Origin of the sequence: Alloalcanivorax marinus (assembly GCF_016906305.1) — a bacterium.
Lineage (GTDB): Bacteria > Pseudomonadota > Gammaproteobacteria > Pseudomonadales > Alcanivoracaceae > Alloalcanivorax > Alloalcanivorax marinus.
The window spans coordinates 185267-203233 of the sequence record NZ_JADDOL010000006.1 but is presented as its reverse complement, the minus strand read 5'-3'; the positions used below and the strand labels follow the sequence as shown (position 1 = coordinate 203233).

Annotated in this window: 17 protein-coding genes; 9 read left to right on the top strand and 8 right to left on the bottom strand. The window is 65.8% G+C overall.

The genetic code is table 11. The features are described 5' to 3' along the window. Positions 1–13: 13 nt before the first annotated feature. Together IM760_RS07780 and IM760_RS07775 are read left to right on the top strand one after the other, a co-directional pair. Complete coding sequence (locus IM760_RS07780; protein WP_204428091.1) at positions 14–1387, top strand: phosphomannomutase/phosphoglucomutase; 1374 nt, start codon at positions 14–16, stop codon at positions 1385–1387. A 338-nt stretch (positions 1388–1725) separates the two neighbouring features. Beyond that, a complete protein-coding gene (locus tag IM760_RS07775; RefSeq protein ID WP_239549691.1) occupies positions 1726–2832 on the top strand; it encodes an acyl-CoA dehydrogenase family protein in 1107 nt (368 codons plus the stop codon). Positions 2833–3047: 215 nt separating this feature from the next. Here the strand turns inward: IM760_RS07775 and IM760_RS07770 are convergent, their stop codons facing one another. Together IM760_RS07770 and IM760_RS07765 are read right to left on the bottom strand one after the other, a co-directional pair. Then, positions 3048–4049 (bottom strand): putative solute-binding protein, encoded by a 1002-nt coding sequence (locus tag IM760_RS07770; protein ID WP_204428088.1) that lies wholly within the window; start codon positions 4047–4049, stop codon positions 3048–3050. Positions 4050–4148: 99 nt separating this feature from the next. Continuing rightward, positions 4149–5072: a lipase family alpha/beta hydrolase gene (locus IM760_RS07765; RefSeq protein ID WP_204428087.1), complete on the bottom strand. Its 924-nt coding sequence runs from the start codon at positions 5070–5072 to the stop codon at positions 4149–4151. Between the two features lie 179 nt (positions 5073–5251). Between IM760_RS07765 and IM760_RS07760 the strand changes: the two genes are divergently transcribed. Continuing rightward, on the top strand, positions 5252–6253 hold the full coding sequence (locus IM760_RS07760) for a lipase secretion chaperone (protein WP_204428085.1): 1002 nt from the start codon (positions 5252–5254) through the stop codon (positions 6251–6253). A 3-nt stretch (positions 6254–6256) separates the two neighbouring features. Here the strand turns inward: IM760_RS07760 and gpmA are convergent, their stop codons facing one another. Next, a complete protein-coding gene (gene gpmA / locus IM760_RS07755) occupies positions 6257–7003 on the bottom strand; it encodes a 2,3-diphosphoglycerate-dependent phosphoglycerate mutase (protein ID WP_204428084.1) in 747 nt (248 codons plus the stop codon). A gap of 147 nt (positions 7004–7150) precedes the next feature. On the opposite strand from gpmA, the gene rnd reads away from it, so the two are divergent. The 5 genes from rnd to IM760_RS07730 are packed head-to-tail and all read left to right on the top strand — an operon-like array spanning position 7151 to position 9824. Continuing rightward, positions 7151–8224: a ribonuclease D gene (gene rnd / locus IM760_RS07750; RefSeq protein ID WP_204428083.1), complete on the top strand. Its 1074-nt coding sequence runs from the start codon at positions 7151–7153 to the stop codon at positions 8222–8224. Between the two features lie 21 nt (positions 8225–8245). Then, the gene (locus tag IM760_RS07745; protein ID WP_204428082.1) at positions 8246–8545 is read left to right on the top strand and encodes a YcgL domain-containing protein; all 300 of its coding nucleotides are present in this window, start codon (positions 8246–8248) and stop codon (positions 8543–8545) included. Further along, positions 8538–8975, top strand: coding sequence for a YcgN family cysteine cluster protein (locus IM760_RS07740; protein ID WP_204428081.1), 438 nt, complete (start codon positions 8538–8540; stop codon positions 8973–8975). The genes IM760_RS07745 and IM760_RS07740 overlap by 8 nt, the downstream gene beginning before the upstream one ends. Positions 8976–9003: 28 nt before the next feature. Beyond that, the gene (locus tag IM760_RS07735) at positions 9004–9378 is read left to right on the top strand and encodes a hypothetical protein (protein ID WP_338021379.1); all 375 of its coding nucleotides are present in this window, start codon (positions 9004–9006) and stop codon (positions 9376–9378) included. Then, positions 9375–9824, top strand: coding sequence for an HIT domain-containing protein (locus IM760_RS07730; protein ID WP_204428080.1), 450 nt, complete (start codon positions 9375–9377; stop codon positions 9822–9824). The genes IM760_RS07735 and IM760_RS07730 overlap by 4 nt, the downstream gene beginning before the upstream one ends. 84 nt (positions 9825–9908) lie before the next feature. Here the strand turns inward: IM760_RS07730 and IM760_RS07725 are convergent, their stop codons facing one another. The 4 genes from IM760_RS07725 to IM760_RS07710 all read right to left on the bottom strand — a co-directional run bounded on the left by IM760_RS07725 (position 9909) and on the right by IM760_RS07710 (position 13557). Then, a complete protein-coding gene (locus tag IM760_RS07725) occupies positions 9909–10646 on the bottom strand; it encodes a methyltransferase domain-containing protein (RefSeq protein WP_204428079.1) in 738 nt (245 codons plus the stop codon). Next, on the bottom strand, positions 10643–10996 hold the full coding sequence (locus IM760_RS07720; protein ID WP_204428077.1) for a PilZ domain-containing protein: 354 nt from the start codon (positions 10994–10996) through the stop codon (positions 10643–10645). The genes IM760_RS07725 and IM760_RS07720 overlap by 4 nt, the downstream gene beginning before the upstream one ends. 4 nt (positions 10997–11000) lie before the next feature. After that, positions 11001–11156: a hypothetical protein gene (locus tag IM760_RS07715; RefSeq protein ID WP_204428075.1), complete on the bottom strand. Its 156-nt coding sequence runs from the start codon at positions 11154–11156 to the stop codon at positions 11001–11003. 73 nt (positions 11157–11229) lie between these two features. Then, on the bottom strand, positions 11230–13557 hold the full coding sequence (locus IM760_RS07710; RefSeq protein ID WP_204428073.1) for a TRAP transporter large permease subunit: 2328 nt from the start codon (positions 13555–13557) through the stop codon (positions 11230–11232). Between the two features lie 196 nt (positions 13558–13753). Here IM760_RS07710 and IM760_RS07705 point away from each other — a divergent pair, with 196 nt between their 5' ends. Continuing rightward, the gene (locus IM760_RS07705; protein ID WP_204428072.1) at positions 13754–15583 is read left to right on the top strand and encodes a long-chain-acyl-CoA synthetase; all 1830 of its coding nucleotides are present in this window, start codon (positions 13754–13756) and stop codon (positions 15581–15583) included. Between the two features lie 55 nt (positions 15584–15638). Here IM760_RS07705 and IM760_RS07700 read toward each other — a convergent pair whose 3' ends face one another. Continuing rightward, on the bottom strand, positions 15639–17963 hold the full coding sequence (locus tag IM760_RS07700) for a TRAP transporter large permease subunit (RefSeq protein ID WP_204428070.1): 2325 nt from the start codon (positions 17961–17963) through the stop codon (positions 15639–15641). Positions 17964–17967: the final 4 nt, after the last annotated feature.

Below are 17967 nucleotides of genomic sequence, written 5' to 3'. Positions count from 1 at the left end.
AAAAGGACTGCTGATGAGCTTCGAACTTTCCGATTCCCTGTTCCGCGCCTACGACATTCGCGGCATCTATCAGGACACCCTGAGCGACGAGGCGGCGCGGCTGATCGGCCTGGCCATCGGCTCGGAAGTGCGCACCCGGGGCGGCGACACCGTGGCGGTGGGCCGCGATGGCCGCCTGTCGTCGCCGGTGCTGGTGGACGCGCTGGCCGCCGGCCTGCAGGCCAGCGGTTGCAACGTAGTGGACGTGGGGCTGGTGCCCACGCCGGTGCTGTATTTCGCCACCCACCATTACCACGACGCGGACTCCGGCGTGATGGTCACCGGCAGCCACAACCCGCCGGACTACAACGGCTTCAAGATCGTCATCCAGGGCACCGCGCTGTCCGGCGACGCCATTCAGGCGCTGAAAACGCGCATCGTCGAGCAGGACTTCAGCGCCGGCGAGGGCACCCGCGATCAGCGTGACGTGATGCCCGCCTATCTCAACGCGGTGCAGCGCCGCCATCAACTGGCCCGCCCCATGAAGGTGGTGGTGGACTGCGGCAACGGCGCCGCCGGGGTGTGCGCCCCGGAGGCGCTGATGCTGCTGGGCTGTGACGTGACGCCGCTGTACGCGGACGTGGACGGCACCTTCCCCAACCACCACCCGGACCCGGGCGATATCGAGACCCTGAAGGACCTCACCGCCGCCGTGCGCGAGCAGGGCGCGGACCTGGGCCTGGCCTTCGACGGCGACGGCGACCGCCTCGGCGTGGTGCTGCCCGATGGTGAGGTGGTGTATCCGGATATTCTGCTGATGGCCCTGGCGGAGGACCTGGCGGGCCGGGTGCCCGGCGCCAAGGTGATCTTCGACGTCAAATGCACCGGTGAATTGTTCGACGTGGTCAAGCAGGCCGGCGGCGAACCGGAAATGTGGCGCACCGGCCACTCGCTGATCAAGGCGCGCATGAAGGAAACCGGCGCGCTGCTGGCCGGCGAGATGAGCGGCCACATTTTCTTCGCCGAGGACTGGTACGGCTTCGACGACGCCACCGTGGCGGCGGCCCGCCTGCTGGTGATCCTGAGCCGCTTCGACGGCGACGCCGTGGCGTTCTTCGACCGCTTCCCGAAACTGCACTCGACCCCGGAAATCCAGATCCCGGTCACCGAGGAAAACAAGTTCCGGATCATCGAATACCTGCAGGAAAACGCCGACCTGGGCGAGGGCGAACGCTGCGTCATCGACGGCATCCGCATGGACTACCCCGACGGCTGGGGCCTGTGCCGCGCCTCCAACACCTCCCCCAAACTCGTCACCCGCTACGAAGCCCGCGACGACGCCACCCTGGCCCGCATCCGCCAACGCTTCGAAACCGCCATCCAACACGCCATCCAAACCGTCGGCTAACCCGGGGTCGGACCCCGATAACCACCTGATTTCCAAGACTTTTCGTTTGGAAAGAGGGTGGTTTTTTGCGCTTGGAGGGGTATTTTCGGGCTGAAAAATCCGACCTTGAGCCTTGGCGACCCACGTCAGCCCGGGCCTGAAAGGCCGTTTTTGCCCCGTGAAAAAGCCCGTCCAAGCGCCCCAAAAGGGCCTCCTAAACCAAAAAATACCGCTAAATCAAGGAGTAACCGGGGTCTGACCCCGGCAGGGGGGTGTGTTAGTATCGGACCAAGCAAGCGCTTGGTTTATTTTGAGGAGGTAGCGTGGCGGATTTGTCCTATTTCAATGAGACCCACGGGATGGTGCGCGAGACGGTGCGCAAGTTTGTCGAGCGGGAGATTCTGCCGTCCGTGGATGACTGGGAGGAGGCGGGGGAGTTCCCCCGGGAGCTGTACCGGAAGGCCGCGGACGCGGGGATTCTGGGCATCGGGGCGCCGGAGCGGTGGGGTGGCAGTGGCGAGGATGTGTTCATGAAGGTGGCGGCCTGCGAGGAGATGGTGCGCTGTACGTCCGGTGGCGTGGGGGCCAGTTTGGGGTCCCTGGATATCGGGCTGCCACCGGTATGGAAGTGGGGCTCCGAGGCCCTGCAGGAGCGGGTGGTGCCGCCGGTGCTGGCCGGCGAGAAGATTTCCGCTCTGGCGATCACCGAGCCCGGCGGCGGATCCGACGTGGCCAATCTGCGCACGCGGGCGGTCCGCGACGGCGATCATTTCGTGGTGAACGGTGCCAAGACCTTTATCACCAGTGGCGTGCGCGCGGATTTCTATACCGTGGCGGTGCGCACCGGCGATCCGGGTTTCGGCGGCATTTCATTGCTGCTGGTGGAGAAGGACACGCCCGGTTTCACGGTGGGGCGCAAGCTCAAGAAGATGGGCTGGTGGGCGTCGGACACCGCGGAACTGTTCTTCGAGGAGTGCCGCGTGCCGGCGGAAAATCTGATCGGTCCGGAGAACGGCGGCTTCTACTGCATCATGAGCAACTTCCAGATGGAGCGGCTGGTGCTGGCGGTGACCGCCAACATGACCGCCCAGGTGGCTCTGGAAGAAGCCATGAATTACGCCCGCGAGCGCCAGGCGTTCGGCCGGCCCCTGGCCGGCTTTCAGGTCACCCGTCACAAGCTGGCGGAGATGGCCACCCAGGTGGCGGTAAGCCGGGAGTTCACTTATCGCACCGCGGCCCGCATCGCCAACGGCGAGGACTGCGTCCTGGAGGTGTCCATGGCCAAGAACCAGGCCACTCAATGCGCTGATCGGGTGACCTGGGACGCGGTGCAGATTTTCGGTGGCGCCGGCTACATGCGTGGCACGGTGGTGGAGCGCCTGTTCCGCGACAACCGCATCCTGTCCATCGGCGGGGGCACCTACGAAATCATGAACGAAGTGATCGCCAAGCGACTGGGGCTCTAGCCCCGCCGCTTGAGGCGTCTGGCTCGGAAGGATTTGCTTGTTAGAGGTTCATTTTGGCGTCAAAGAAGGGCTCATTAAGCCCTTTTTTGACGCTTAAAAAAACAAAAAAGCTTTTAAAATCAATAATTAGTCGCGGTCCGACCCCAGCGCGCCCCCTGGTGCCCTGTCTGCTGGTGGCGGCGCGGGCGCGCCGACCGGCTGAGGCTCATTGAGGATCAGTTGGCGGTGCACTCGGCGCGGGAGCCGTCGATCTTGCAGCGGATCTTGTGCAGCAGATCGAGCATGTCCGGGTCGTAGTAGCCTTCGTTGCGCAGCTGGTCCCGGGCGTCCTGCATCATCAGTTCGTACTCGCGCTTGTCCTTGTCGGGAATGTCCACCCACCATTTGTCGTCCACCGCCTGGGCTTCCCGGTCGAGCTGCTCGAGCACGCGGTCCAGGTTCTGGTAGAAGTACTCGCGGGATTTCTGGGCGATCTCGGCGGGGAAGCGGTCTTCCTTGGCGACCACCTGCATGGTCAGTTGCAGCAGCGGGTAGTCGATGATGCCGCCGTCCGGCTGCAGGCCCTTGTACAGTTCCAGCACGTTATAGGCCACCAGCGGGGCGGCGATCACGTCCACCGAGCCGTTGTTGAACTTGCCCGCGAAGTTGGTGATGTCGGAGGGCACCGGGGTGGCGCCGGCGGCCGCCACCATCTTGGCCTGGGTGGGGTCGAAGTCCAGCACCGCCACTTTCTTGCCGGCGGCCTTGGCCAGGGTGTTGATCTCCCGGTCGTTGACGAACAGGTAGGCGGCGCCGATCGGGGCGATGCCGATCACTTCATAGGAATTGGCGGTGAGCTTTTCGGCGCGGCTGGGGTGGGCCAGCACCTGCAGGGCCACTCGCATGTGTTCCATGGTGGGCAGGGCGCCGATGGAATCCAGGGTGCCGGCGTATTTGTTGAACTGACGGGCGCGCAGGCCGGTGATCAGGGAAGCGTCACACTGGCCGGCTTTCAGGTCCTCGGCGGCCACCTGCTCGTTGGTGTAGACCCGCAGGTTGGCCTTCAGGCCCCAGCCCAGGGCGGCGGCGCGCCAGTCCTGCATGGCGGCCATGGTCGGGCCGGCCTGGCCGGCGATGTCGAACACGCAAACGGTGCGCTCAATGGGGGCCTGGGCCACGGCGGTGCCGGCCAGCGACAGGGCCAGCGCCGCCAACAGAGCGGATACGCGTTTTGTCATCATTATGGTCCTTCATCCATGTCGTGTTCCCATGGATGGTAGGCGGGTGGCGCCAGGACACAAAACCCTGGCGCCCGCTTCGCAAAGCGTTTCGGTCACTCAGAAATTGTAGTTCTTCAACCGGTTGGCCTGCTGGCGATAGAGGGTCACCGGGTCGGTGCTCCACAGGTCGTGCAGGCCCAGCACCTGGTTGACCTCGTCCAGATGGTTCATGCGGTAATCGTCGCGGATCACCATGCCCAGGTGGCTGGAACAGCTGCTCACCAGGCCGTCATTGGGCTCGCCCAGAAAGACGATGGAGGTGGCCCCGAGCAGCGCGTCGGACGGGTCCAGGCCGTTGGTGAGGGGCTTGGCGCCGCTCCAGGAGAAATAGGAAATGCCGTTGGCCGCCACGCGCGGAGCATCGCCACAGTATTGCGCCGGCACGCCTTCCGGATACTGCTGGTTGAACGCCACGGTTTCGGCGGTGGTGAGCGCCTTGAGCGCCGCCAGGATGTCCTGGTCGTTACCGCCGCCGCTGAACAGATCGATGATGCCGGCCAGCGCGTTGCCCAGGTAGCCGATCAGATTGCCGGAGAACGGCACGTTATCGACCACGCCCTGCAGCACGTCGGCCAGCCGGGCGCCCCAGTTCACGCCCCCCACGCTGGTCACCGATGACACGTATTGCGGATACACCGAGGCCACGTAGCGGATGGTGGGCCCACCGTGGCTGTGGCCGATCAGGTTGACTTTGTCGGCGCCGGTGCTGGCGAGGATGGTCTCCACCTGGCGCGCCAGTTGTTCGCCGCGCACCACGGTGTCCTCGGCGGCGCTGACCTGGGCCACGTAGACCTGGGCGCCGCCCTGGCGCAGTTCCTCGGGAATGCGGTACCAGTAGTCGACGCCGGCGGCGGTGTCGAAGCCGAACAGGCCGTGCACCAGCACGATCGGGTAACGGGTCTCGGTGTACCCGGCGGTGGCGGGGCCGCTCAGCCCCAGCAGAAGCAGTGCGCCCAGCAGCGCGTGAATGAACGGTTTCATAAGCTTCCCTGATGTTTGTTGTTGAAATGTGTTTTTGCCCAATGTCCTATTGGGGAGCGCCCGGCCGGTGGCGGGGTGTTCAAACAGACTAATTCCGCTGTTGCGGGGATTTCACTAATAAAAAAGTCGTAATCCGATCAGTGGTGGTTCAACAAGGACGAAGAAAAAGGAGAACACGGATGCGGGTATGGATCCCGAGCCTGCTGATAATACTGGTATTGGCGGCGTTGGCGTGGGTGCTGGTGCCGTTTCCCGGGGACGCGGGCGCGCCCTCGGTCACGCCCACTTCTGTCCCAAAAACCCCGGTGCGTGCGCAGCAGGGGGGCGATGATTTCGAGACCTACGTGGCCCGGGGCTCGAAATTGGAGGCGGCGCCGGCCTCCTGGCGGGGCACGGTGCCGGACGGCGAACTGCGCGCCGACGCCAACGGTGACCTGGTGGTGAGCGAAGGCGTGCGCTGGCGGTTCGATTATTTTCTGTCGGCCCTGGGCGAGGAGGATCTCAATGTGCTGCGTGCCCGGGTGGCCGCCCATCTGGATGAGGTGCTGCCGCCCCGGGCGGCGCGCCAGGCGTGGGCGCTGTTCGAGCAGTACGTGGGCTATCGGGCGGCGCTGCGCGGGCTGGAGGAGCCGGGCCGCGAGCCGGCGGCGCTGCGGCGCAGCCTGGAAGAACGCCAGGCCCTGCGCGCCCAATGGTTCGACGCCACCGCCCGGGAGGCGTTTTTCGGATTCCGAGATCGCTACGACCGCTTCGCCCTGGCGCGCCGGGACATCCTTGACGATGAGAGCCTGAACGCGGAGCAGAAAGCGGCCCGTCTGGCCGAGCTGGAGGCGTCGCTGCCGGAGGATCTGCGCGCCATGGTCACGGCGTCACGGCAGCCGGTACGGCTGGCGGCGGACGTGGCCGCGTTGCGGGAGCGGGGCGTTTCGGAAGCGCGCATTTACCAGCTGCGCGAGCAGGAACTGGGCGCCGAGGCGGCGGACCGGCTGGCGGCGCTGGACCGGCGCCGCCAGGAGTGGGACCGCCGCTACCAGGCCTATCGGGAACAGCGCGCGGCGATTCTCGACAGCGGCCTGGCCCCGGCGGACCGGGACGCCCAGGTTGAGGCGCTGCGCGAGCGCCTGTTCGAGGAGCGGGAGCGCCGCCGGGTGGAGGCGCTCGATCGCATGGCCTCGCCCTGAGGCTCAGCCCTTGGTCTGGTTGGCCACCGCCTCGGCGGCCTTGGCGGCGGCTTCCTCGTCGCCCAGATAGTAATTGCGGATCGGTTTCAGATCGTCGTCCAGCTCATAGACCATGGGAATGCCGGTGGGAATGTTGAGCTTGACGATTTCCTCGTCGGAGATGCCGCTCAGGTGCTTCACCAGGGCGCGCAGGCTGTTGCCGTGGGCACAGATCAGCACCTGCTTGCCGGCGCGCACCTGGGGCTCGATCTCCGCCTGGTAGTAGGGCAGAAAACGCGCCACCGTGTCCTTGAGGCTCTCGGACAGCGGCACTTCCTCTTCCTTCAGATTCTTGTAGACGCGCAGCCGGCCGGCGTAACGCTCGTCGTCGCGGTCCATCTTCGGCGGCGGGGTGTCGTAGCTGCGGCGCCAGATCAATACCTGCTCGTCGCCGTACTTCTCGGCGGTTTCCGCCTTGTTGAGACCCTGCAGGGCGCCATAGTGCCGCTCGTTGAGGCGGTAGTCGCGGATCACCGGAATCCACATCTGGTCCATGGTGTCGAGGATCGTCCACAAGGTGCGGATGGCGCGTTTGAGCACCGAGGTATAGGCCATGTCGAACTCGAAGCCGGCTTCCTGCAGCAGCACGCCAGCCTGACGGGCCTCCTCGCGACCCTGTTCGGTCAGGTCCACGTCTTTCCAGCCGGTGAAGCGGTTTTCCTTGTTCCAGACGCTTTGGCCGTGACGGACCAGTACCAGTTTGGTGCTCATGGGGATGTCCTGTGGGTTTCCGTGAACGTGAAGGCCGCGAATCTTACCAGAAACCTCGCGAAGGCCGAAACGCCAGCCGCCGTGGCCGTTTCAGCCGCCGCCCGCGATCCGTATAATGCGCCGGACCATTGGCAAGCCTGGACCGACATGAGTTATCTGTGGTGCGAGAGCGCCGACGCCCTCGCCGACTGGGCCGCCGACCTGCCCGCCGGCGCGCCCCTGTACCTGGATACGGAGTTCATGCGTGAGCGCACCTACTACCCGCAGCTGGCGCTGGTGCAGGTGCACGACGGCGACACCATCCGCCTGATCGACACCACCCGGGTGGCGGCGGCGGACCTGGCGCCGGCCCTGGCCGACCGGGTGCTGGTGATGCACGCCTGCTCGGAGGACCTGGAGGCCCTGGCCACCTTCACCGGGGCCTACCCGGCGCGGGTGGAGGACACCCAGATCGCCGCCGCGCTCACCGGCGAGGACATGCAGATGAGCTACCAGCGTCTGGTGGAGGACCGGCTGGGCGTGAGTCTGCCCAAGGGCGCCACCCGTACCGACTGGCTCAAGCGGCCGCTCAGCGAGGAGCAGCTGCGCTATGCGGTGGACGACGTGAAATACCTGATCGAGGTGGCCGAGGGGCTGCGCCAGGAACTGGCGCGTCTGGGCCGCCTGGACTGGTGGCGAGAAGAGTGCGAGCGGCTGCGCGAGGACGCCCTGCGGCGCGCCGAGCCCGGCGACGCCTGGCGGCAGGTGAAGGGGGCGGGCGCCCTGCGCGGTCGCGAACTGGCGGTGCTGGAGGCGCTGGCCGAGTGGCGCGAGGCGCGCGCCCGGGCGCGGGATCTGCCCAAGGGCTTCGTGCTGCGCGATCCGGCGCTGCTGGAACTGAGCCGCGCCCCGCGGCCCACCGAGGAGGCGCTGCGGGCGGCGGGGCTGCACCCCAAGGCGATCCGCCGTGACGGCGAGGAGATTCTGGCGCTGATGGTGCAGGCCGCCGCGGCCACGCCGCCGGCGCCGCTGCCCGGGCCGCTGGAGCCGGCCCAGCGCCAGCAGGTCAAAGCCCTGCGCGAGCGGGTCGGCGAGATCGCCGCGCAACTGAACCTGAAGCCCGACGTGCTGGTACGCCGGCGCTGGTTGGAAGCGCTGGTGCGCGACCCGTCCCGGCTGCCCGAGCCGCTCACCGGCTGGCGCCATGAGCTGGTGGCCCGGCCGCTGCTGGAACGGCTGTGAGCCGATTCGACGGAGATCCCGATGCTGAAAGGCAAGTTGTTCTGTTCGATCTATAAAAGCCCGCGCCGCCAGGACATGTACCTGTACGTGGAGCGAACCCGGGGCCTGAAGGATCTGCCCGAGGCGCTGCTGGAGCGGTTCGGACCACCGCGCCACGTCACCGACCTGATCCTCGATCCGGCACGGCCGCTGAGCCGGGCGGACGTGGGCCAGGTAATGGCGAAGATCCGCGAGCAGGGTTTCTATCTGCAAATGCCGCCGCCGCCGGACCAGGACCTGTACCTGGCGGAAGGCCACCCGGACCGTCCGCGCCGTGCGTGAACGGTTCTGGGAATTGCCGCTGGAGGAACTGGACGCCGAGGAATGGGAGGCGCTCTGTGATGGCTGTGGGCGCTGTTGTCTGGTTAAACTGCAGGACGAGGACAGCGGCGAGGTGGCCTTCACCAACGTCGCCTGCGCCTACCTGGACGACCAGGCCTGCCGTTGCACCGTGTACGCCGAGCGTCATCGTCATGTTCCCGACTGTCTGAGCGTGACGCCGGACCTGGCGGCGCATTTCGATTGGCTGCCGGTGACCTGCGCCTACCGGCGCCGTGCCCATGGCCAGGCCCTGAATGCGTGGCACCCGCTGATTTCCGGCCGCCCCGACTCGGTGCGCGAGGCGGGCATCAGCGTGGCCGGCCGGGTGGTGTCCGAGCGCGGGGTGGCCGAGGACGACCTGGAAGAGCATATTGTGCACTGGGTGGGCTGAGGCCGCCCTCCGATCAACTGGAGTAACCGTGACGACGAAAGCCTATATGTGGGGATGGTTCGCCTATTTGCTGGGATGTGTGGGGGTGCTGTTCGTGCTGTGGTACATCACCCGGCCGTTCGCCAGCGCCGTCCGTTTGCCACTGCGCGCGGTGGGCGCGGCCTTGCTGCTGACACCCTGGTCGGTGTCGCCGGAACACGGCGAACTGGCGCCGGCCTGGGTGGTGGTGGTGTTCGACGGCCTGTTCCAGGAAGACACCAGCCCGTGGCGCGCCGGCGCGCCCTTGCTGGCGATCCTGGTGGTGGCGGTGCTGGTGGCGCTGGCCGAGATCTGGCGCCGGCGCCGCAAGTACGGCGACCGCTACGACCATTACGATGACGACGAGTACGCGGGGGTCGAGTGAGCGACTGCGTGTTCTGCCGCATCCGTGACGGCGAGCTGCCGGGCAGCGTGGTCTACCGGGACGACCGGGCGATGGTGTTGCTGGACCTGTTCCCGGTGCGCGAGGCCCATTGCCTGGTGATTCCGCTGGAGCATCAGCCGCTGCTGCAGAATCTGTCGCCGGAGCTCACCGCCCATCTGTTCGAGCTGGCGCGGCGCACCATCCGCGCCCAGAAGCGCGCCGGCCTGGACGTGCTGGCGCACAACGTGATGGTCAACGACGGCCGCGAGGCCAACCAGCACGTGCCCCATGTGCACATCCACGTGATCCCCCGGCGCGGCGGCGACACCCTGGCCACGGCGCTGACCTGGGGCACGCGCATGATGAACATCTTCGGCCTGGCCAAACGCCGCCACCGCCTGGACCGGCTGGCGGGCCTGCTGGCGGAGCATTTTCCGAAAGCCTGATCTGCGGGTTTTATCGCGACTAAAGTCGCTCCTACAGCACCCTTTTCACGCTACTGTAGGAGCGACTTTAGTCGCGATCCCCCCTCAAGGCCGCGCGCAGCAGCGCACCCGCAACGGCCAGCGCACCGTCCTTTCCTCCTCGCCCCAGGCCGCCCGCAGGGTCGGCAGAAACGCCGCCAGCGGGTCCTCGCCGGCGGCCCGGGCCTTGACCAGCGCCGACCAGGTGTCCAGGTAGCCGGCCATGTCCCGCCAGGTCCAGCGCCGTTCGATGGGCGCCGGCGCCGGGTCGGGCCGTTCCGGCCAGGGCAGGGTGACGCCCCGGTAGCCGTTGACCACCACCCAGCGGGCCGGCGGCCACCAGGGCTTGAGGGTGCGGTCGTGGAAATCCTCCACCAGCCCTTCCAGACCCGTCACCGTGCACAGCCCGTAGCTGATGATCGCCAGCAGGCCTGCCGGGCGCAGCACCCGGCCGGCTTCATGAAAAAAGGCCGGCAGCGGGAACCAGTGCAGCGCCTGGGCCACGGTGATCAGGTCCAGGCTGGCGTCCGCCACCGGCAGGGCGTCGGCGCGGGCCACCAGATAGCGGGCGCCACCGGGCGGCGCGGCGCGCAATTGCTCCAGGCTCACGTCAATGCCGAGCACTTGATCGAAGTGCGCTTCCAGCGCGCCACAGGCCTGGCCACTGCCGCAGCCCAGATCCAGCGCCCGGCGGCGGGCCGGGGCGTGATCGGCCAGGGTGGCGAACAGGCTGTCGGGATAGTCGGGGCGATGGGACTGGTAAGAGGCGCCGCGCCGGAACAGGCGCTCCGGCTCGCGGTTCACGGCGGCGTGCCGGGGGCGAAACGGGCCTCCCAGACACCGCCGTCGCCGCGCTCCAGGTCCAGAGCGATGCCGGCGCGCCACTGGCCCAGCGGCGCCGCGCACCAGGCCACGGTGCCGAACAGGTGCAGGGGCGCGCCGGACCGTTCTGGCACATGGACCCACAGCTCCACATCGGTGTCCGGGGGAATCGGTTGGGGAAAGCTGACGCCGAGGCCAGTGCGGGACAGGTCCCGGCACAACAGGTGCAGGGCCTCCTGGTCGGCGCCGGCGTGTTCCGGGCGCAGGGTCAGGGCGACCCCTCGGGGAGCGGGCTGGCGGGGATGCTGGCGGTGCTCGTCCCGGTGCGGCATGGCCTTACCCGTAGATCATGCGGTCCACCACCGCGGCGGCCACGGCGATGGCGGCGGTGACCGCCAGCAGGGCCCCGAGCAAGGTCAGGGCCGGCCGCCAGCTTTTCGGCAGCGGTTCGGTGGCGCGCGACGGAGCGCGATCAGGTTCCGGGCGGTTCATACGGGCCTCGTATCGCGTGAAACGTTCCGGCAGATTAGCCCATATTCCGGGTGAAATCATTCTCCGTCGTCGCTCAGCCCGCCTGGATTTTCTGGAACACCCAACCGTGCACGCTATCCGAGAACAGCGGCAGGAAGGCGACGATCAGCAGCACCGTGAGCATCACCGAAATGGGCAGCAGGAACTTCTCGTAACGGCGGAAGAAACTGCCGCTTTTGAGTTTGGCGCTTTCCACTTCGTCGTCGCCCACCACCTGGCGGGTGAGCAGATGGTTGAGCGCCACCGGCGGGGTCAGATAACCCAGTTCGAAGGCCACCAGGGCGATCATCCAGAAGTGCAGTGCGCTGATGCCGTTGGCCTGGGCCATGGGGGCCATGGCCGCGTTGACCAGAATCACCGCCCCCAGCGGGTCGATGAACATGCCCACCAGCACCAGGGCGACCACGAAGAAGGCGGCGGCGATCCACACCGAGCCGAACGCGCTGGGCAGCGCCTCCAGTACGCCGGAACGTTCGATGATGCCGGAGGCGGCCATGGACATGGCCATCAGCAGCAGCAGCGCGCCGATGTGACCGGTGGTTTCGGTGGTGGCGAAGCGCATGGCGCCTTCCAGCTTCTCGGAGATGCCTTCCTCCGGAGCGTAGTGCGGGTCCTGGTCGCCGGTGGGTACCAGATAGTGCACCACCAGGAACAGGGTGAACAGCAGGTTGCGCCACAGGTCCCCCCACAGGGCCGCTTCCAGTTCGCCGGCGTTGACGCCGGCGGGCAGGGTGCCGCCGCTGAGCGCCTGATAGCCCTCCCAGATGCCCAGGTAGGAACTGATCAGCATGCCGACCATGAACAGCGCGAAAAGATGCACCGCATGGCGGCTGAGTTTTTCGTACAGCAGAATCGCGATCAGCATCACCGGCAGAATGATGGGCGCCGAGAACTCGTCCAGCTGGCGGGCCAGCAGGTCGTTGAAGAACAGCGCCACGGCGCCCACCACGATGCCGTAGGGCATCAGCGGCACGGCCCGTTTAAGGCTGGCGGGCAGGGCCTTGGCGAACGGCGCCACCCGCGCCGGGGTGGTGCGCGCGAACTGGCTGTAGAGGAAAAACACCAGCAGGCTCAGAACGAACACCTTGCCGCCGGCGGAGAACATTTCCGCGGTGGTCACGTTCTTGTTGAGCGCGGCGATCACCACCACGATCAGGCAGGGCCGCAGCACCACGCCCATGGACCCGGACATGGCGGTGGCGGCCAGCGCCAGCTGCTTACGGGCGCCCACGCGGGTCAGTTCCCGATAGATGGTGGCGCCGGCGGCGATCACGAAAATCCCGGAGGCGCCGGTGTAGGCGGTGAGCACCGCGGCGAACGACAGCACCACCACGCACATCAGTTCCGGCGACAGATTCCAGGGCCGCATCAGGTCGAACACGATGTGCGTCAAACGGGTCTGTTTGAGCATCATGCCGATCCAGATGTACAGCGCCAGGTTCAGGAACAGGGTGGACAGTTCCATCATCATGTTCATGTACACGCTGACGCCGTGGAAATAGCCCTGGCCGTAGAACTGTACCGATGCCGAAATACACATGAAGCTGAACAGCGGAATGGTGAGCAGCGCCTTGCCCCAGGAGCCGCCGGTCTCCAGATCGCGGGGCGGTTTCAGCAATTGATAGAGCGCGGCCAGCGCCAGCACCGCGAAGCCGATGATCCATACCCAGTGCAGGTAGAGCGCGTCCACGGTGACGCCGGCATTGGCGGCGCGCAGGTCCGAGCCCCGGTAGGCGATGGCGGAGATCAGCAGCAGGGTATTGGAGATTACCTGGGCACCCATGGAGATCACATGGTCCTTGCGGGTGCGCGAGGGTCGCAGCGAAATATGGTGGCGCTGGAAGGTCGTCGTGGTGGCGCAGATCAGTAACAGCAGGGCCAGCAGCAGACGTTTGTAGTCGCCCAGGGTGGCCACCACCGTGGCCACGCCGCCTTCCATGTTGCGGAACGCCACCACCCCCGGCGTGACCTTGTCCTCGACGGTCTGGTAACGGTCCCATTTGGCGCGGCAGTTGGCGCGGGCGGCCATCAGCGACTGGCGCACCGCGTCCCGGTCCACGGCGCCGCCGCCGAGAATATCGGCGAGCGGGTCGTCGCCGGCTTCCGCCTGGCGGCGTTGCACGATCTCGTCGGTGCGCGCCTCGATGTCCGGATCGCGTTCACAGGTGGGCGGTGGCACCAATCCGGCGGTGCGCAGCAGAAAATACTCGTCCCAGGTGGACTCCCCGATCTTCAGCAGCTGGGAGTGAATGATCTGGCCCGAGGAGAGAAACACCACCAGCAGTAACAGCAGAAATACCGGCAGGGTGGACAGCCATTCCTGGGAAGAGCGATGAAGAAGACCCCCGCTTCGTGTCTCCATGGTGCGATTCCTTTTCTGGTTTTTATTGTCCTGATTATGTCGCTGTCGCGCGTTTTTCCGTTGTGTACAAATATAAACATCGATGCTATAGAATCGGCTTCGGTACCGCAACGCGATGGATTGACTGAAGCCACCCTCCGGGCGTGTGTCTGAAGTCAACGCGAATCAGAACAACACAAAAAACAAGGGGAAAGCGATGCGCCATTCGGACGTCATTACCTTGCCGAAACTGCTCACCCGGGTGCCGGACGTCATCGGCCACCTGCCCGCGCTGCTCAAGGGATCGCGGATGAGCAAAATCACCGACACCCGAAAACCCGTGGGGCTGGGCGTGGCCTTCGAGCGGGCCGCCGCCGAGCATCCCGCCGGCATCGCGCTGATCCAGGACGAGCGTGCTTTCACTTACCGCACGCTGAATGGGTGGGCCAATCGCATTGCCCATTATCTGGCGTCCCTGGGCCTGGGTAAGGGCGACACCGTGGCGGTCAACCTGGAGAATCGTCCCGAGCTGCTGGCCACCGTGATCGCCTGCGCCAAGCTCGGCGTGTGCGCGGCGCTGCTTAATACGTCCCAGCAGGGCAAGGTACTGGTACACAGCATCAACCTGGTGAACCCGAAGGCGGTGATCCTTGGCGCCGAGCAACGGGCGGCGGTGAGCGCGGTGCGCGAGCAGTTGACGCTGGACGGTCCCTTTCTGTTTTTTGCCGATCAGGACACCCTGGCGGATCCGGGGGAGGCGCCGGAGGGTTATGTGAACCTGGCCGAGGTGATCCGCGAGCGCCCCGACGAGAATCCGGCCAGCACCTACCACACCTTTCTGCGCGACCCGCTGTTCCATATCTACACCTCCGGCACCACCGGCCTGCCCAAGGCGGTGGTGTTCAACCATGGCCGCTGGGAGAAGGCCTACGGCGGCTTCGGCTATTCGTCGGTGCGGCTCGGCGAACAGGATCGTCTGTACTGCACGCTGCCGTTCTATCACGCCACCGGTCTGGTGGTGTGCTGGGCCTCGGTGATCGCCGCCCGCGGCGGCCTGGTCCTGGCGCGACGTTTTTCCGCCAGCCGCTTCTGGCACGAAGTGCGCAAGCACAATTGCACCGCCTTCGGGTACGTGGGCGAGCTCTGCCGGTATCTCCACGAGCAGCCGGAGCGCCCGGACGACGCCGACAACCCGGTGCACACCATTGTCGGCAACGGTCTGCGCCCGGGCATCTGGAAGCCGTTCAAGCGGCGTTTCGCCATCGACCGCATCGCCGAGTTCTACACCGCCTCGGAAAGCAATGTGGCGTTCACCAATGTGTTCAACTTCGACAACACGGTGGGCTTTTCGCCGGTGGGCTATGCCATCGTCAAGTACGATAAGGACGCGGAGCGGCCGCTGCGCGACCGGCGCGGCCGCATGGTCCGGGTCGGCAGGGGCGAGGCCGGGCTGATGCTCGGCGAGATCACCGACAAGACCCCGTTCGACGGCTACACCGACCCGGACAAAACCGAAAAAGCGATCTTCCGCGACGTGTTCAAGAAAGGCGACGCCTGGTTCAACACCGGCGATATGATGCGTGATATCGGTTTCCGCCACGCCCAGTTCGTGGATCGTCTGGGGGACACCTTTCGCTGGAAAGGTGAGAACGTCTCCACCACCGAGGTGGAACAGATGCTGGATGACAGCGGGCCGGTGGTGGAGTCCGTGGTCTACGGGGTGGAGATCCCCGGCACGGACGGCCGCGCCGGCATGGCGCAGCTGCGCCTGGATCGTCCCCATGAGGAAGTGGACTGGGTGGCGTTTACCCGGGCCCTGCAACGGGCGCTGCCGCCGTTCGCGGTGCCGGTGTTCTTGCGCGTGATCCAGGGCGGCGTGCAAACCACCGGCACCTTCAAACACCAGAAGAACACGCTCAAGGAAGAAAAGTACGATCTGGCGAAGGTGGACGATCCGGTTTACGTGTTACTGCCCGGCGAGCGCACCTACCAGCCGCTGACACCGGACATCCAGCAGGGCATCGACCAGGGCCGGTACCGGTTCTGATCCGGGGCACAAAAAAAGCGGGCCGAAGCCCGCTTTTTTCTTGCTGGCGCGGTGATCAGCCCGCCTGGATCTTCTGGAACAGCCACTCGTGCAGGCCGTCGGAGATCAGCGGCAGGAAGGACACCATCAGCAGCGCGGTCAGCATCACCGCGATCGGCAGGATGAACTTCTCGTAGCGACGGAAGAAGCTGCCGGTGGTGAGTTTGGCGCTTTCCACCTCGTCGTCGCCGACCACCTGCCGTGTCAGCAGGTGGTTGAGCGCCACCGGCGGGGTCAGATAGCCCAGCTCGAAGGCCACCAGCGTGATCATCCAGAAGTGCAGTGGCGCGATGCCGTTGTCGAAGGCGACCTGGGCGATGGTGGCATTGACCAGGATCACCGCGCCATAGGGGTCCATGAACATGCCGATGATCACCATGGTCACCACCAGAATGGTCATCGCGATCCAGATGGAGGAGAAGGTCTCCGGCAACATCTCCAGGACGCCGGAGCGTTCGATGATGCCGCCGGTGCTCACCGACAGGGCCATCAGCATCAGCAGGGCACCGATGTGGCCGGTGGTCTCGTTGGTGGCCAGGCGCAGCGCGCCTTCCATTTTCTCCGAAACGCCCGCCTCAGGCTTGTAGTGAGGGTCCTGATCGCCGGTCCTGACCAGATAATGGATGACCAGGAAGGCGCCCAGCACCAGATCACGCCAGAACTCGCCCCACAGCACGTCTTCCAGTTCCGCGGGTGAAATGCTGGCGGGCACGTTGCCACTGGTCAGCACCTGGTAGCCTTCCCAGATGCCCATGAACGACAGCACCAGCATCACCGCCAGGAACAGACTGAACAGATGCAGCAGGTGACGGCTCAGCTTCTCGAACAGCAGCACCGCGAGCAGCATCACAGGCAGGATGATGGGCGCGGAAAATTCGTCCAGGTGACGACCCAGAAGGTCGCTGAACATCACCAGCACGGCGCCAACGATGATGCCATAGGGCATCAGCGGGACCAGGCGCTTGAGACTGCGGGACAGGGCCTCGGAGAACGGCGCGATGCGCGCCGGCGTGGTGCGCGCGAACTGGCTGTAGATAAAGAACAGGAACAGACTCAGGAAGAAAATCTTGTAGCCCGACGCGAACAGTTCGGCGGTGGTCACGCTCTTGTTGAGCGCGGCGATGATCACCACCAGCAGACAGGGACGCAGTACCACGCCCATGGACCCGGACATGGCGGTGGCGGCCAGGGCCAGTTGCTTGCGCGCCCCCACGCGGATCAGTTCCTGGTAGATGGTGGCGCCGGCGGCGATCACGAAGATGCCCGACGCACCGGTGTAGGCGGTGGGAATAGCGGCCACGGCCAGCACCACGAAGCACATCAGCTCCGGCGACATTTTCCAGGGCCGCAGCACGTCGAACACCAGGTGGGCCAGCTTGGTCTGCTTGAGCAGCATGCCGATCCAGATGTACAGGGCCAGGTTCAGGAACAGGGTGGACAGTTCCATCATCATGTTCAGATAAACGCTGATGCCGTGGTAGTAGCCCTGGCTGATGAACTGCGCCGACGCGGTCAGACACATAAAGGTGTACAGCGGAATGGTCAGCAGTGCCTTGGGCCAGGAACCGCCGTCCTCGAGATCCTTGGGCGGTCGGATCAACTGAAACAGGGAGGCGGCGGTCAGCAGCGCGAAGCCCGCCATCCAGAAGGCGTGCAAATAGAAATTGCCCACGGTGACGCCGGAAGCCATGGCCTGGGCGTCCTCACTGCGATATACCGCCGCCGACATCAGAAGCAGGGTATTGGCGGTCAGCTGGGCAAGGGTGGATACATAGTGGTCCTTGCGGGTTCGGGGCGGCCGCAGGGCGATGTGGTGCCGGGCGAGCGTGGCGGTGGCGGCGCAGATGATCACCAGCAGACACAACAGCAGCCGTTTGTAGTCGCCGAGGGTCGAGACCACGCTGGCCACGCCGCCTTCGATGTTGCGGAACGCGATCACTCCGGGGGTGACCTTCTCCTGCACGGTTTCGTAGCGCATCCATTTGGCGCGGCAGTTGGCGCGGGAGGCCTCCAGGGACTGGCGGATGGCGTCTTCGTCCACCTCGGAACCGCCGAGGATGTCCGCCAGCGGATCGTCGGCCTCGGCCTGGCGCTGCTCGACCACTTCGCGCACGCGCTGGTTGATGTCCGGGTCTGGATTGCAGGTGGGTTCGGCCACCATGCCGGCCCCCCTGAGCAGGAAGTATTCATCCCAGGTGGCTTCGCCGATTTTCAAAAGCTGGGAATGAATAATCTGACCGGAAGAAAGAAAAATCACGATCAGCAAAATAAAAAGCGTCGGCAGCGACGAGAGCCACTCGCCGGCCGAACGTCTGGCCACGGTAAAGGTTGGTTTTTCCATTTAT

Excerpts from the sequence above, each read along its gene's own strand:
- IM760_RS07780 (WP_204428091.1), top strand. The coding sequence starts at position 14 with ATGAGCTTCGAACTTTCCGATTCCCTGTTCCGCGCCTACGACATTCGC.
- IM760_RS07775 (WP_239549691.1), top strand. The coding sequence starts at position 1,726 with ATGGTGCGCGAGACGGTGCGCAAGTTTGTCGAGCGGGAGATTCTGCCG.
- IM760_RS07770 (WP_204428088.1), bottom strand. The coding sequence starts at position 4,049 with ATGACAAAACGCGTATCCGCTCTGTTGGCGGCGCTGGCCCTGTCGCTG.
- IM760_RS07765 (WP_204428087.1), bottom strand. The coding sequence starts at position 5,072 with ATGAAACCGTTCATTCACGCGCTGCTGGGCGCACTGCTTCTGCTGGGG.
- IM760_RS07760 (WP_204428085.1), top strand. The coding sequence starts at position 5,252 with ATGCGGGTATGGATCCCGAGCCTGCTGATAATACTGGTATTGGCGGCG.
- gpmA (WP_204428084.1), bottom strand. The coding sequence starts at position 7,003 with ATGAGCACCAAACTGGTACTGGTCCGTCACGGCCAAAGCGTCTGGAAC.
- rnd (WP_204428083.1), top strand. The coding sequence starts at position 7,151 with ATGAGTTATCTGTGGTGCGAGAGCGCCGACGCCCTCGCCGACTGGGCC.
- IM760_RS07745 (WP_204428082.1), top strand. The coding sequence starts at position 8,246 with ATGCTGAAAGGCAAGTTGTTCTGTTCGATCTATAAAAGCCCGCGCCGC.
- IM760_RS07720 (WP_204428077.1), bottom strand. The coding sequence starts at position 10,996 with ATGCCGCACCGGGACGAGCACCGCCAGCATCCCCGCCAGCCCGCTCCC.
- IM760_RS07715 (WP_204428075.1), bottom strand. The coding sequence starts at position 11,156 with ATGAACCGCCCGGAACCTGATCGCGCTCCGTCGCGCGCCACCGAACCG.
- IM760_RS07710 (WP_204428073.1), bottom strand. The coding sequence starts at position 13,557 with ATGGAGACACGAAGCGGGGGTCTTCTTCATCGCTCTTCCCAGGAATGG.
- IM760_RS07705 (WP_204428072.1), top strand. The coding sequence starts at position 13,754 with ATGCGCCATTCGGACGTCATTACCTTGCCGAAACTGCTCACCCGGGTG.
- IM760_RS07700 (WP_204428070.1), bottom strand. The coding sequence starts at position 17,963 with ATGGAAAAACCAACCTTTACCGTGGCCAGACGTTCGGCCGGCGAGTGG.